13 protein-coding genes are annotated in these 14,475 nt (G+C 58.4%); 10 read left to right on the forward strand and 3 right to left on the reverse strand.

What is annotated here, in order from left to right; all coding sequences use genetic code 11:
* Positions 1-7 precede the first annotated feature (7 nt).
* Positions 8-658, forward strand: coding sequence for a TetR/AcrR family transcriptional regulator (locus AP059_RS20055; protein ID WP_059766207.1), 651 nt, complete (start codon positions 8-10; stop codon positions 656-658).
* Here the strand turns inward: AP059_RS20055 and AP059_RS20060 are convergent.
* Both AP059_RS20060 and AP059_RS20065 read right to left on the reverse strand, forming a co-directional pair.
* Positions 652-1,572 (reverse strand): SdiA-regulated domain-containing protein, encoded by a 921-nt coding sequence (locus AP059_RS20060; RefSeq protein WP_059765665.1) that lies wholly within the window; start codon positions 1,570-1,572, stop codon positions 652-654. The two genes, AP059_RS20055 and AP059_RS20060, sit on opposite strands and share 7 nt — an antisense overlap.
* A 115-nt stretch (positions 1,573-1,687) precedes the next feature.
* Complete coding sequence (locus tag AP059_RS20065) at positions 1,688-2,620, reverse strand: SdiA-regulated domain-containing protein (RefSeq protein ID WP_059765666.1); 933 nt, start codon at positions 2,618-2,620, stop codon at positions 1,688-1,690.
* Between the two features lie 676 nt (positions 2,621-3,296).
* On the opposite strand from AP059_RS20065, the gene AP059_RS20070 reads away from it, so the two are divergent.
* The 7 genes from AP059_RS20070 (at position 3,297) to AP059_RS20100 (ending at position 10,712) form a co-directional block, all read left to right on the forward strand.
* Positions 3,297-4,061 carry a hypothetical protein gene (locus tag AP059_RS20070; RefSeq protein ID WP_059765668.1) on the forward strand — a complete coding sequence of 255 codons (765 nt, stop codon included), beginning with the start codon at positions 3,297-3,299 and terminating at the stop codon, positions 4,059-4,061.
* Positions 4,062-4,281: 220 nt separating this feature from the next.
* A complete protein-coding gene (locus AP059_RS20075) occupies positions 4,282-5,523 on the forward strand; it encodes an SfnB family sulfur acquisition oxidoreductase (protein ID WP_059765671.1) in 1,242 nt (413 codons plus the stop codon).
* 14 nt (positions 5,524-5,537) lie between these two features.
* The gene (locus AP059_RS20080; protein WP_059765673.1) at positions 5,538-6,734 is read left to right on the forward strand and encodes an SfnB family sulfur acquisition oxidoreductase; all 1,197 of its coding nucleotides are present in this window, start codon (positions 5,538-5,540) and stop codon (positions 6,732-6,734) included.
* A complete protein-coding gene (locus tag AP059_RS20085; RefSeq protein WP_059765675.1) occupies positions 6,734-8,095 on the forward strand; it encodes an LLM class flavin-dependent oxidoreductase in 1,362 nt (453 codons plus the stop codon). The genes AP059_RS20080 and AP059_RS20085 overlap by 1 nt, the downstream gene beginning before the upstream one ends.
* Positions 8,096-8,163: 68 nt before the next feature.
* A complete protein-coding gene (locus tag AP059_RS20090; RefSeq protein WP_048363977.1) occupies positions 8,164-8,955 on the forward strand; it encodes a MetQ/NlpA family ABC transporter substrate-binding protein in 792 nt (263 codons plus the stop codon).
* Between the two features lies 1 nt (position 8,956).
* The gene (locus tag AP059_RS20095; protein ID WP_059765678.1) at positions 8,957-10,078 is read left to right on the forward strand and encodes a methionine ABC transporter ATP-binding protein; all 1,122 of its coding nucleotides are present in this window, start codon (positions 8,957-8,959) and stop codon (positions 10,076-10,078) included.
* On the forward strand, positions 10,068-10,712 hold the full coding sequence (locus AP059_RS20100; RefSeq protein ID WP_059765680.1) for a methionine ABC transporter permease: 645 nt from the start codon (positions 10,068-10,070) through the stop codon (positions 10,710-10,712). The genes AP059_RS20095 and AP059_RS20100 overlap by 11 nt, the downstream gene beginning before the upstream one ends.
* Positions 10,713-10,766: 54 nt before the next feature.
* Here AP059_RS20100 and cadR read toward each other — a convergent pair whose 3' ends face one another.
* Positions 10,767-11,216, reverse strand: coding sequence for a Cd(II)/Pb(II)-responsive transcriptional regulator (gene cadR / locus AP059_RS20105; RefSeq protein WP_048363974.1), 450 nt, complete (start codon positions 11,214-11,216; stop codon positions 10,767-10,769).
* Positions 11,217-11,301: 85 nt separating this feature from the next.
* Here cadR and AP059_RS20110 point away from each other — a divergent pair, with 85 nt between their 5' ends.
* Positions 11,302-13,551 (forward strand): heavy metal translocating P-type ATPase, encoded by a 2,250-nt coding sequence (locus AP059_RS20110; RefSeq protein WP_059765683.1) that lies wholly within the window; start codon positions 11,302-11,304, stop codon positions 13,549-13,551.
* A 14-nt stretch (positions 13,552-13,565) separates the two neighbouring features.
* Complete coding sequence (locus AP059_RS20115) at positions 13,566-14,429, forward strand: LysR family transcriptional regulator (RefSeq protein ID WP_059765685.1); 864 nt, start codon at positions 13,566-13,568, stop codon at positions 14,427-14,429.
* Positions 14,430-14,475 lie beyond the last annotated feature (46 nt).

A 14,475-nucleotide genomic window follows, 5' to 3' on the forward strand; every position in this document is an offset into this window, starting at 1 on the left:
GGCCCCCGTGACTTCACGCGCTACACCTCGCAAGGCCCGCGCACGCAGCCAGGCTCGAATCGACACCATATTGAACGCCGCCCGCACACTGCTGGCGACAGAAGGCGTGGCCAGTCTTTCGATTTACAGCGTGGCTGAGCGCGCAAAAATCCCACCCTCTTCGGTGTATCACTTCTTCAACAGTGTGCCCGCCTTGCTTGAGGCGCTGACCGCAGACATACACGCTGCCTTCCGCGCTTGCCTGCAAGCACCTGTGGAACATCAGCACCTCAAGAGCTGGCGGGACCTGGCGCGTCAGGCTGAGCAACGCATGCTAAGGATTTACAACGAGGATGGGGCTGCCAGGCAGCTGATTCTGGCCCAGCACGGCCTGACGGAAGTGACCCAGGCAGACCGTCAACACGATCTGGAACTGGGCCAGCAATTGCAGGCATTGTTTTCACGCCACTTTGAACTGCCTGCCTTGCCCGATGACGTGGATGTTTTTGCGCTGGCAATGGAGCTGGGCGACCGGGTCTATGCGCGCTCCATTCAGCTTCACGCCAGCATTACCCCACGCATGGCCGAAGAAGGCATGCGGGTTTTCGAGGCTTATCTGGCCCTCTACTTACCGCCCTATTTACCTAAACGTGAAGTGCCCGCGCAGTGCGATCACTGATCGGGCGAGGGCTTTTTGAACACATAAAACAGATTCGGCTCACTGACCACGTAGACCGTGCCTTCATCGTCCATCGCAATGCCTTCGGCTTGCGGGACTGATTTTTTCAAGCCATGCCGACCTTTCTTCAACGACAAAGTACTGATCGGGCGCCCTTCGACATCCAGTTCAATCAGCAACTTGGACTCATCCGACAACGCCAGTAAATGACCGCTGCGCTCATCGAACTGCAAACTCGACAAGTCACGTACGAATAATCGCGAATCACGCCGTGGATTATTCACCACGTGAGTCGCATACGGCTGTTGCGGGTTAGCTTGAGGAAAGCCGCGTACTTCATAAATCAGCATGGGATCACGTTCCTTGGCGACAAACAGCCGTTTGCCCGCCGAGTCATACGCCAGCCCTTCAAAGCCCTTGTTGCCCGACAGATTGATGCCAAGGATCAATTGCTCTGCATCAGCGGCATCCAGGGAACGCGTAGCGTCATCTACATGCACTTTGATCAGTCGCTGCTGGCGCTCGTCGGTGATGACGTAGGTGTCGGGGCCAATGAACTCCACGGCCTCTGCATCACCAAACCCGATCAACGGGATACGGCGCAACACCTTGCCGTCCAAGGAGAGTTCAATCAGTTCGGCTTTCTGGTTGGTGACTGTAAACAGGGTTTTTCGTAACGGATCGTAGGTGAGAGCAGACACATCATCCTCAAGCCCTTCGATTTTCTGGCCTTGCAGCACAGCACGATACTCACCCAGGTTGATCGCGTTGGGGTCCATAGGCTCCCAGAGTTGGCGGGCATTGAACCAGGTGCGCTCGAACAAGCGGTAATGTTGTGCAGCAAACCCGCCTGCTACAAAAACCACGAGCAGCAGGCTGATGAAAAACACGGTCGAACGGCTGGCACGGCGCATGGGGGCATGACTCAAAAATCAGATCAGGCCGTGTAGATACCACGGCTGTATGAATTAAACCTTAATCCACAACACCCCTCTTCGCCTTTAAGAATATTCCTACATTAGCCCCAGCTTATTTGGGTGCCTTCTCGAATCGATAAAACAGGTTCGGCTCACTCACCATGTACAACGTGCCGTGCTCATCAATGGCCACGCCTTCGGCACGAGGAATGGTGTTTTTAAGGCCGTTGAAACCGCCAAGCAACGTCATAAAGCTGACTTGTTCGCCCAGTTCATCCAGTTCGAGCAACATGTGCGAGTCTGCTGAGAGCACCAGGGTGTGGCCGGTGCGAGGATCAATGCTCAATGCCGAGAGGTTGCGCAGATCAAGCTCATCACTGGGCACTTTTTGTTTGTTGCCCGTGAGAACCTGACTGCCATCACTCTTCCAGACAAACATGGCAGGTGGACGCTCTTCACCGAGTAATAATTGTTGGCGACGCGGGTCCCAGGCAATGGCTTCGAATGCCTTGTTCTGATCCTTGGAAACACCCAGGTTGTACTTGGGGAAATCGGCAATGTTCAAGCTTTTGGTGTTGGCATCGACCTTCACAATCGTCAACAAATGTTCACGTTCATCAACGATGGCCAACAGCCCGTTCTCCATGACTGTCAGACCTTCCGGGTTACTCCAGCCCACCAGAGGAATTTTGCGTAACACATCACCCTCAAGTGTCAGCTCGACCAGGAAAGGGTTTTTGCCCATGACCGAAAACAATGTTTTGCTGAGGGGGGAATACGCCAGATCGGAGGCTTCGTCCTTCTCCATGCCGGGCAAAGGCTTGGCATCGATGACTGCCGTGTAATCGGGCAGCCAGACGCTTTCGCTCTGCTCGGAGCTGCTTTCAAACCGCTCCAATACCCACAATGCACCCCGATCATCCCAGTGCATGACGGCTGCCACGCCGTAAAGCAATGCTGCCAACAATAAAAGCCAGTAATACCAGCGCAACGAGAAGCGAGAAGGTTGGCGGACAGATGGGGTCAGCAGAGGATCGGTGGCCATTGATGTGCTCTTCCAGAAAATTTTTGCTACGTCTGAGTAACACAAACAGGTTACGCAGGCTGCTCAGGCAAGAGGCATTATGCAGACTGAATGTGAAATTAATGGCAAAAGCGCCACGCGCAGCCCGCAAGACTAGAGGAAACCCGAAAAAATCCAAATAATGGCACTGAGCCATGTGCCGACAGCGTATTAAAGATGACACCCAGAACGCTATACCCCGAAAAATATAAATTTAACGTAGGAAACTTTTACCCTCTGCGCGACAACTTCTCTACGCTTGCGCCGCCAGAAACTAGGCCGCTCTAAATATATTGCACTTTGCACATCGACTTGCACCGCCCACCTATTTAATTATGTGCAGACATTGAGATAACAAATGTCGACCAGGATAATGACTTTCCGGTTCCACCGCCCGCCCGGTAGGATCTTTCTGAATAATAAGACGACATGCGTATTCACCAACTTCAAACTTGACACTCCTCCATCCAGCCTCTTATCTAATAAAACAGATCGGCCCACGCTCGAACTTACCGGCGCTGCACAAGCACCTGTATTGAGCGAACGGCATCGATCACGCGCACTCAGAGACGAAGGCGCCTAGCTCCTGACTTCCACTAGAGAACCGCCCCCTCTGGTGTGCGCGGCCATTTATTAAATTAATGATTTCGGAGTTCATATGCCTTTCACCTCGCACGTCAATAAACTCGCACCCCCCGCTCTTTATCAAACTAATAAGCCGCTGATTTGTGCCCGGGCCGCCGAGCAGCTATTTATTACCGTACCGCCCTACTTAGATATGGAAGAAGGTGACCTGATCGAATTGTTCTGGGACGGCTGCTATGTAACTTCACGGCAACTTGTGAAGTCTGATATCGGCCAACCCTGCCAGCTAAGAGTGCCCGAAAGTTTTATTCAAAATGGCTCGGCGCGACTCTATTACCGCGTGATGCATATCGGCAGCAGTCCTGCTCTTTCAGCCCAACTCAAGGTGTTGGTTAAACTTGATTGCCCCGGCGGCAAAGCCATCGGCGAAGAAAACCAGGGGCTTGCACCGGTGGGGATTCCCGGCCCCATCCAGCGGTATGGGGTCAATGCCAGCCAAATGAAACGCGGTGTGCCCCTGATCATTGAGCCCTACCCCAACATGGCCATCGACGATGCCATTACCCTGATGTGGGGTGATATACGCATGGACGTGCCCAAATTGCGCCGAGAGGACATCGGCCAGGCCGTCAACGTGTTCGTGCCACCCGACATCATTCAGGAAGCCGGGGAAGACACCAAACTGGAAGTCACCTACTGCGTGATTGATCGCGTCGGCAACAACTCACGTTGGGCGCCCGCACGCACGCTCAAGGTGGGTGCTAACAGGCGCTATGTAAACCCGACCTCCAACGCGTTACTGCGCGTCGCTGAACCCAGGCCCAATTGGCGAGACTAGCCCAAACGGGCTGTGAGAAAGGTCTATCCATATTCCTAAAAGTTAGTTCTTTAAATTTTTATACTCGATTAGGGTATATAGACCGGACCACCGGACTCTCTAGCGTTTATTCGCGCCGCTGACACGGCGCTTCCCTGAGATGCGAGGTAGGTATGGTCAGTAACACAATCACCCTTGTGCGTAACGCCAGGGCATTGAGTGCAGCCAAGGAGCGGTACTGATGTCTAACTTGGCTAATGCACATGTGCAAAGCGACCACGATGTCGCGCCCTTGTTGTTATCAGCGCATGTCCTGCGCAACGACAACGAAGCCCTTCAAGCCGCGCATGCCCTGGCTGCCGTGGCCCGCGAACACGCGGCCAAGCGCGATCAGCAACGCAAGTTACCCTGGTCACAGCTCGAAGCGTTTACGCAAAGCGGGCTGGGCAGTATTTCTGTCCCCCGTGAATTCGGTGGGCCTCAGGTGTCTTACGTCACCTTGGCCGAAGTCTTCGCCATCATTTCGGCCGCTGATCCGGCGTTGGGGCAAATCCCGCAAAACCAGGTGGGCATTCTTAACCTGATCCAGAGCACGGCCACCCACGCCCAAAAAGAGCAATTGTTCAGCAGCGTGCTGCAAGGCTGGCGCATCGGTAATGCCGGGCCTGAGCGCGGCAGTAAAAACACCCTCGACCTCAAAGCCCGCATCACCACGGATGGCGACGAGGTCGTCATTAACGGCCAGAAGTTTTACTCAACCGGTGCACTTTTCGCTCACTGGATTGCCGTCAAAGCGCTGAACGAAGACGGCAAACAAGTCATTGCCTTTGTACGACGCGGCACACCGGGCTTGCGCGTGGTCGATGACTGGTCAGGTTTTGGTCAACGCACGACCGCCAGCGGCACCGTGTTGCTCAATGATGTGCGCGTAGACGCCGACCTGGTCGTCGACAACTGGCGCATCAACGAAAGCCCCAATATTCAGGGCGCAGTCTCGCAATTGATCCAGGCAGCCATCGACTTGGGTATCGCCCGCGAGGCCATTGCCGACACCATCAGTTTTGTACGCGAACGCTCACGCCCCTGGATCGACGCCAAGGTGGAGCGCAACAGCGATGACCCTTATGTGATTGCCGACATCGGCAAGCTCAGCATTGAACTGCACGCCGCCCATGCGCTGCTGCGCAAAGCGGGCCGTGTGCTGGATGAGGTCAGCGCAAAGCCGATAGACGCCCAAGCGGCTGCACGCGCCTCGATTGCGGTGGCCGAGGCCAAGGTGCTGAGCACTGAACTGTCGCTATTGGCCAGTGAAAAGCTCTTCGAACTGGCCGGTAGCCGCGCCAGCCTCGCCGAATTCAACCTTGACCGGCACTGGCGCAACGCCCGCGTGCATACCTTGCACGACCCGGTGCGCTGGAAATACTACGCCATCGGGGCGTATCGCCTTAACGGCACCTTGCCTGCCCGACATTCCTGGATCTGACGCTGGAGAACACCATGTCACTGACATCCAAACAGGTCCCGGTGCTGCACAGCGACGCCGAGGCCCTGAAGATCGCCCATGAGCTGGCCGCCGTGTTGAAACGCGACAGCGCACTGCGCGACCGTGAACGGCGCTTGCCGCACGATGAACTCGAACTGTTTTCCCACACCGGACTGTGGGGCATTTCCGTGCCCAAGGCTTACGGTGGCGCCGGGGTTTCCAACACCACGCTGGCCCAAGTCATTGCGTTGATTTCGGCCGCCGACAGTTCGCTGGGGCAAATCCCGCAAAACCACTTTTATGCCCTCGAAGTGCTGCGGGTAAATGGTCGCCCGCAACAAAAGCAACGCCTGTATGCCCAGGTGCTGGCGGGCGAGCGCTTCGGTAATGCACTGGCTGAACTGGGCACTAAAAATGCTCATGAACGCACCACTCATCTGGCCAAGGCCGAACACGGCTTTCGCATTACCGGTCGCAAGTTCTACGCCACGGGTGCGCTGTATGCGCAACGCATCCCCACGCTGGTGGTGGACGACGACGGCGTGCAGCACTTGGCGTTCGTACCCCGCGACAGCGAGGGCCTGAGCATCATTGATGACTGGAGCGGCTTTGGCCAGCGCACCACAGGCAGCGGTTCAGTGGTGCTCGACAACGTTTTTGTGGCCGCCGAAGACGTGGTGCCTTTCCAGAGTGCATTCGAACGTCCCACCACGGTCGGGCCGCTGGCGCAAATCCTTCATGCCGCCATCGACACCGGTATCGCCCGCGCCGCCTTTGAAGATGCGCTGCACTTTGTGCGTACCAAAACCCGGCCCTGGATCGACGCCACCACCGACATCGCCAGTGAAGACCCCTTGACCCTAAAAAGCTTCGGCCATTTGAGCGTACGCCTGAGCGCCGCCGAAGCCTTGCTGGAACGCGCCGGGGAGTTTCTGGACATTGCCCAGGGCGACCCGAACGCCAGCACCGTCGCGGCAGCCTCCATTGCCGTGGCCGAAGCGCGCGCCATCAGCACTGAAATCTCCCTGGCAGCCGGCAGCACGCTGTTTGAACTGGCGGGCAGCCAGGCCACGCTGGCCGAACATGGCCTGGATCGTCACTGGCGTAACGCCCGGGTACACACCTTGCATGACCCGGTGCGCTGGAAGTACCACGCGATAGGTAACTACTACCTCAACGATGAAAACCCGCCACTGCGGGGGACCATCTGATGGCCAAAAAGAAAATCCTGCTCAATGCCTTCAACATGAATTGCATTGGCCATATCAACCACGGGTTGTGGACACACCCGCGCGACAACTCCACACAATTCAACACCCTCGAATACTGGACCGAGCTTGCGCAGTTACTGGAGCGCGGGCTGTTTGACGGGCTGTTTATCGCCGACATTGTGGGCGTCTACGACGTGTACCAGAACTCGGTGCAAGTGCCGCTCAAAGAGTCGATCCAACTGCCGGTCAACGACCCGTTGCTGTTGGTTTCAGCCATGGCTGCCGTCACTAAAAACCTCGGTTTTGGCCTGACCGCGAACCTGACTTACGAGCCGCCGTATTTGTTCGCACGTCGCATGTCGACGCTGGACCACCTGAGCCGTGGACGCGTGGGCTGGAACATTGTCACCGGCTACCTCGACAGCGCCGCCAAGGCCATGGGCCTCAAAGAGCAAGTCGAGCACGACCGCCGTTATGACCAGGCCGACGAATACCTGGAGGTGCTCTACAAACTGTGGGAAGGCAGTTGGGAAAACGGCGCCGTGCTTAACGACCCGACACAACGTATCTACGCCCAGCCCGACAAAGTGCACAAAGTTCAACACGACGGCGAGTTCTATCAGGTGCAGGGCTATCACCTGTGCGAGCCATCACCGCAGCGCACCCCGGTGCTGTTTCAGGCGGGCAGCTCCGAGCGCGGGCTGGAGTTTGCCGGGCGCCATGCCGAATGCGTGTTTATCAGCGGCCAAACCAAGGCTGCGACCAAAACCCAGGTCGACAAAGTGCGCGCCAGCGCAGTGGCGGCCGGGCGCAACCCTGACGACATCAAATTGTTCATGGGCCTTAACGTGATCGTCGCCCCGACCCCCGCTCAGGCGCAGGCCAAACGCGAGGAATACCTGAGCTACGCCAGCGCCGAAGCGGGCGTGGCGCACTTTGCCAGCTCCACCGGCATCGATTTTGCGGACTACGAATTGGACGAACCGATCCAGTACGTGAAAAGCAACGCCATCCAGTCAGCCACCCAAGTGCTGCAAAACAACGACTGGACGCGCCGTAAATTACTCGACCAACACGCACTGGGCGGGCGCTACATGACGGTGGTTGGCTCGCCAGAGCAGGTCGCCGATGAACTGGAGTCATGGATTGAAGAAACCGGGCTGGACGGCTTCAACCTGACTCGCATCGTCACCCCTGAAAGCTACGTCGATTTCATCGACCTGGTGATCCCTGAACTGCAACGCCGGGGTTCGTACAAAACGGCCTATGACAGGGGCAGCTTGCGCCAAAAACTGTTTAGCGAAGGTGATGCGCATCTGCCTGCACGGCATACCGGCGCCCACTACCGCCATAACGCTTAACCCCCCAGCCGCTGGCGCAGGCTGCGTCAGCGGCTGCGGGTTTCGAACTCTTTGACCGGATAACGCCCATGAACAAAAAATACGCACTGGTACTTGCCCTGGGACTGCTCGGCAGCCTCGCGCATGCAGCCGATAAACCGCTCAAAGTCGGCACCACCGCCGCCTTCGCCATCCCGCTGGAAACGGCGGTGGCCGAGGCCGGTAAACAAGGGCTAAACGTTGAACTGGTGGAGTTCACCGACTGGATCGCACCCAACACCACGCTGGCGGCCGGTGATATCGACGTCAATTACTTCCAGCACATCCCCTTTCTGGAAAATGCCAATGCGGCAGCGGGCAGCGATCTGGTGCCGTTCAAACCCGGAATCATCAATAACATCGGGCTGTACGCCAAAAAATATAAAAGCCTGGATGAGTTGCCGGTTGGCGCCACGGTGGCCATCGCCAATGACCCGATCAACAGCGGACGTGGCCTGCAATTACTGGCCAAGGCCGGTTTGATCACCCTCAAGCCCGGGGTCGGGTACAAGGCCACCGAAGACGACATCATCGCCAACCCGAAAAAAATCAAGATTCTGCAAGTCGAAGCGGTGCAACTGGTTCGAGCCTATGACGATGCCGATCTGGTGCAGGGTTACCCGGCTTACATCCGCTTGGCCAAAACGTTTGATGCAGGCTCTGCGTTGCTGTTCGACGGGCTCGATCACCCCGAATACGTGATTCAGTTCGTGATCAAGCCGGACAACAAAGACGACCCGCGCATCGCCAAATTCGTCGACATTTATCAGCACTCGCCGGTTGTCAAAGCGTCGCTGGATAAAACCTACGGCACCTTGTACCAACCGGGTTGGGGAGGCTGATATGAGCGTGGCCATTGCTCGCGTGCAGCTCAACGAGCCGCCGCCCAACGCGACCCAGACCGAGCTGCACCCTGAACTGAGCCGTGCCCATGTGCGTTTCATCGGCGTAGGCAAAACCTATGACGGTCGCCAAGGCCCCGTGGCGGCGCTCAAAGGCATCGACCTGGCGATTCAACATGGCGAAATATTCGGCATTATTGGTCGCAGCGGCGCGGGCAAATCGTCGCTGATCCGCACCATCAACCGTCTGGAGCAACCCAGCAGCGGACGGGTGCTGATCGAGCAGACTGACATCAGCAGCTTCGATGAAAACGCGTTGGTGGGGCTGCGTCGTCAGATCGGCATGATCTTCCAGCACTTCAACCTGATGTCGGCCAAAACCGTGTGGCAAAACGTTGAGCTGCCGCTCAAGGTCGCAGGTGTGCCGAAGCTGCAACGTGAGCAAAAGGTCCGGGAGTTACTGGAGCTGGTCGGTCTGCAAGGCAAGCACGGCGCTTACCCGGCGCAGTTGTCAGGCGGGCAGAAACAACGCGTCGGTATCGCCCGCGCGCTGGTGCACAACCCCGCCATATTGCTGTGCGACGAAGCCACGTCTGCGCTCGATCCAGAGACCACGCAATCGATCCTCGGCTTGCTGCGCGAAATCAATCAGCGCCTGGGCCTGACCATCATCCTGATTACCCACGAAATGGCTGTGATTCGCGACCTCTGCCACCGCGTGGTGGTGCTGGAACAAGGGCACATTGTCGAGCAAGGCCCGGTGTGGCAGGTGTTCGGCGACCCGCAGCACGACGTGAGTAAAACCCTGCTCGCGCCCTTGCAGGACACCGTGCCCCCCGCACTGCAAAGCCGCATCACGGCGCAGCCGCTGTCGGCGCAATCGAGCGTGATTCTGCGCCTGCGCTTCACCGGCCAGCACGCACAAGCGCCAGACCTGGGCGCGTTGTTTAGCGCCCTGGGCGGTCAGGTGCACCTGCTGCACGGCGGGGTCGAACACATACAAGGCCATGCCCTGGGGCAACTGCTGGTCAGCGTAAGCAACAGCTCACTGGGCGCCGAAGCGTTACGCAAACGTGCACAACCGTGGGCACAACAGGTGGAGGTGGTGGGCTATGGGATTTGATCGTTTGTGGCAAGGCGTCATCGACACCTTTTTGATGGTCGGCGTGTCATCGTTCATCGCACTGGTACTGGGCATTCCACTGGCGGTGATTTTGGTCACCAGCGACAAGGGCGGCATCTATCAGGCGCCAGCGCTGAACAAAGCACTGGGCGCGTTCGTGAACCTGTTTCGCTCCATCCCGTTTCTGATTTTGATGGTGGCACTCATCCCGTTTACCCGACTGATTGTCGGCACCACTTACGGCGTGTGGGCCGCGGTCGTACCGCTGACCCTGGCCGCCACACCGTTCTTTGCACGCATCGTCGAAGTCAGCTTGCGCGAAGTGGACCACGGCCTCATCGAGGCGGCCCAGGCGATGGGCTGCAAACGCCATCACATCATCTGGCACGTTCTGCTGCCCGAAGCGCTGCCGGGCATCGTGGGCGGTTTTACCATCACCCTGGTGACCATGATCAACTCTTCCGCGATGGCAGGTGCCATCGGCGCGGGCGGATTGGGCGACATCGCCTATCGCTACGGCTACCAGCGTTTCGACACGCAAGTCATGCTCACCGTGATTGTGTTGCTGGTGGTGCTGGTGGCCGTCATCCAGCTGGGCGGTGATCGTTTGGCGCGGGTGCTGAACAAGCGTTGATAGGGCCAAGGCTGCGGTGCCTTTTTAAGTGCGCGAAGGTCAACACCTTCGCCCTCAATGCCCGTGGCTGCGACCTACATGACTCGGCTCACCTTCGGGGGCACTCACCGAGCCGCTGACTTCCAAACGTTGCAAAATCGCACAATGTTCACCTTCAGGCCCTGCGCCGCACCGTTGGCGCAAGTCCAGCAGTTGCGTCTGTAACGCCAACAAGCCGTCGATACGTGCCTTGACGTGCTGGATGTGCTCATCAATCAATGCGTTCACGCTTTCGCACTGGTCCTGCGGGCTGTCACGCAGGTTGAGCAGGCTGCGGATTTCTTCGAGGGTCATGTCCAGGCTGCGGCAGTTGCGGATGAATGTCAGCCGTTCCACATGCGCCTGCGTGTACAAACGGTAATTGCCCTCACTGCGCGCCGGCTCCGGCAGCAGCCCTTCACGCTCGTAATAACGGATGGTTTCGACCTGACAGTCGGTCAATTTCGCCAGTTCACCGATTTTCATCGCGCATCTCTCCAAAAGGTCGCTTGACCCTATAGTGGCTACAGGGTCTTTACTTGGCAACAAGCACCTTTTTGGACGCACCCTAATGAGCGATTCCATTCACACCCCGCACACACCCGGCGCTGATCACGATCACGATCACGGCGCACAGCATGAGCATGCCGCGCATGCCCACAGTTGCTGCTCGGCCGCTCAAGCCCCGAGCGTGATCACACTTGACGCAACCCCTACCGCGGGCGCCCGGTTGAGCAGCTTTCGGATCGAAGCGATGGACTGCCCGACCGAGCAAACCCTGATCCAGAACAAACTGGGCAAGCTGGCGGGCGTGCAGCAGCTGGAATTCAACCTGATCAACCGCGTTCTCGGCGTGACCCACGATTTGGCGTCTACCGACCCGATAGTCGCGGCTATCAAGTCCCTTGGCATGCAGGCCGAGCCGTTGGAGTCGGGCAGCGAGACCGCGCCTGCGCCAACCGTGCAAAAGCATTGGTGGCCATTGGCTGTGTCCGGTGTGGGCGCGTTGGCGGCCGAAGTGCTGCACTTCACCGATGCCGCGCCGACCTGGGTGATTGCACTGGTGGCGCTGGTGTCGATTTTCAGTGGCGGCCTTGGCACCTACAAAAAGGGCTGGATCGCCCTGAAAAACCGCAACCTGAACATCAACGCCCTGATGAGCATCGCTGTGACGGGCGCCATCCTCATCGGCCAATGGCCCGAAGCTGCAATGGTGATGTTCCTGTTCACCGTGGCCGAGTTGATCGAGGCCAAATCCCTGGACCGTGCGCGCAACGCCATCGGCGGCCTGATGCAAATGGCCCCGGACAAAGCCACCGTGCAACAGGCGGACGGCAGTTGGCGGGAGCAGGACGTCAAAGACATCGCGCTTGAGGCCATCGTGCGCGTGCGGCCCGGCGAACGCATCGGGCTGGACGGTGAGGTGATCTCGGGCAGTTCAACCATCGATCAGGCGCCGATCACTGGCGAAAGCCTGCCGATTGAGAAAACCGTGGGCGATAAAGTGTTTGCCGGCACCATCAATCAGGCGGGGTCTTTGGAGTATCGCGTCACCGCTGCGGCGAATAACTCGACGCTGGCGCGCATCATCCATGCCGTGGAGCAGGCCCAGGGCGCCCGTGCGCCGACCCAACGGTTCGTCGACAGCTTCGCCAAAATCTACACCCCGGTGGTGTTTGTGCTGGCGTTGGCCGTGGCCGTCATCCCGCCGCTGTTCATGGGCGAGCTGTGGTTTGACTGGATCTACCGCGCCTTGGTGCTGCTGGTCGTGGCGTGCCCGTGTGCGCTGGTGATTTCGACCCCGGTGACCATCGTCAGCGGGCTGGCGGCCGCGGCGCGCAAAGGCATCTTGGTCAAAGGCGGGGTTTACCTCGAAAGCGGCCATAAACTCGATTACCTGGCACTCGACAAAACCGGGACCATTACCCACGGCAAACCGGTGCAAACCGATTACCTGCCGCTCGACCCGCAGCTGGCTGACAGCGCCCTACTGCTGGCGGCCAGCCTGGCCTCGCGCTCCGATCACCCGGTGTCACTGGCGGTGGCCAATGCGGCTGTGGATAAAAAGCAGGTCTTGAGCGCTGTGGATAACTTCACCGCACTGGCCGGTCGCGGGGTGCGCGGTGAAATCGACGGCACGCTCTACCACTTGGGTAACCACCGCCTGGTTGAGGAGCTGGGCCTGTGCTCACCTGAACTGGAAGCCAAACTCTTCGCGCTCGAAGAGCAGGGCAAAAGCGTGATCCTGCTGTGCAACGACGCCCGGCCAATGGCGCTGTTCGCCGTGGCCGACACCGTTAAAGCCTCAAGCCGCGAAGCCATTGCCGAGTTGCATGCGCTGGGGATCAAAACCCTGATGCTGACCGGCGATAACCCGCACACCGCCAAGGCCATCGCGGCCCAAGTGGGTATCGACGAAGCGCAGGGCAACTTGCTGCCTGAGGACAAACTCAAGGCGATTGAAGCGCTGTACGCCCAAGGCCATCACGTCGGCATGGTGGGCGACGGCATTAATGATGCACCTGCGCTGGCGCGTGCCGAGATCGGGTTTGCAATGGCCGCAGCGGGCACCGATACCGCGATTGAAACCGCCGATGTCGCCCTGATGGACGATGATCTGCGCAAAATACCGGCATTCATTCGCCTGTCACGTCAGACCTCCAGCATCCTCAAACAGAACATTGCCTTGGCATTGGTCATCAAAGGCATCTTCCTTGCGGTAACCTTCCTCGGTTTGGCCACCATGTGGATGGCCGTGTTTGCCGACATGGGCGTGAGCCTGTTGGTGGTGTTCAACGGGTTACGCCTGTTGCGCAAATAAATAGAGAGGCCGTTGTGCTGAGTGCCGAGCTGAAAGCGTTTTACCGGGTGGCCCAATTGGGCAGCATTACTCAGGCCGCGAAAAAGCTCGGGCTTAGCCAGCCGACCGTGACCACGCAGGTGCGCCAGCTTGAAAGCCACTACGCGGTGGAGTTGTTCTACCGCGGCGGGCGGCGGTTAACCCTGACCGACGACGGTGTGCGCTTGATGCCGATGGTCAAGGCGCTGTTGCAGCAAGAAGCCGACATCGAGTTCTTCCTGCGTAACAGCGGCCAGGGTGCAGGCGCATTGCGTATCGCGGCCACCGCGCCGTATTACATCCTCGATCTGGTCAAAGCTTTTCGCGAGCGTTTGCCGAACATCGAAGTGTCGGTGGACATTGGCAACTCGCAGCAAGTGCTGGAGGCGCTGGAGGAATACCGCGTCGACATCGCAGCGTCCTCACAATTGCTTGAAGACCCGCGCCTGATTCGCCGAGTGCTGGGCAGTGATCCGCTGGTGCTGGCCGTGCACCGCAATCACCCGCTGGCCACACTCGATCATGTGCCGCTTACGGCGCTGGCCGGGCATTGCCTGTTGATGCGTGAAGAAGGCTCGACCACCCGCCGACTGACCGAACAATTGCTCGCCACGGCCGGTATTGGCTTTGGCCCGCTGCTGGAAATCGGCAGCCGCGAGTCAATTCGTGAGGCCGTGCTGCGCAACATTGGCATCAGCATCATTGCGCGTCAGGAAGTACCGCACGACCCGCACTTACGGGTACTGACGCTGGAGAATGCGCCGGTGATCCACGAGTATCTGTACTGCCTCAAGGAGCGAAAAACGGCACGTTTGCCTGCCGCGTTTCTGGGGCTGGCGCAGGAAATGGCGGGGTGCTGAAAAGCCCCTCAGCCTGACCCTCTCTCAAAGGGAGAGGGTTACGGTG

Source organism: Pseudomonas sp. TAA207, assembly GCF_001529285.1.
GTDB classification, from domain to species: domain Bacteria; phylum Pseudomonadota; class Gammaproteobacteria; order Pseudomonadales; family Pseudomonadaceae; genus Aquipseudomonas; species Aquipseudomonas weihenstephanensis.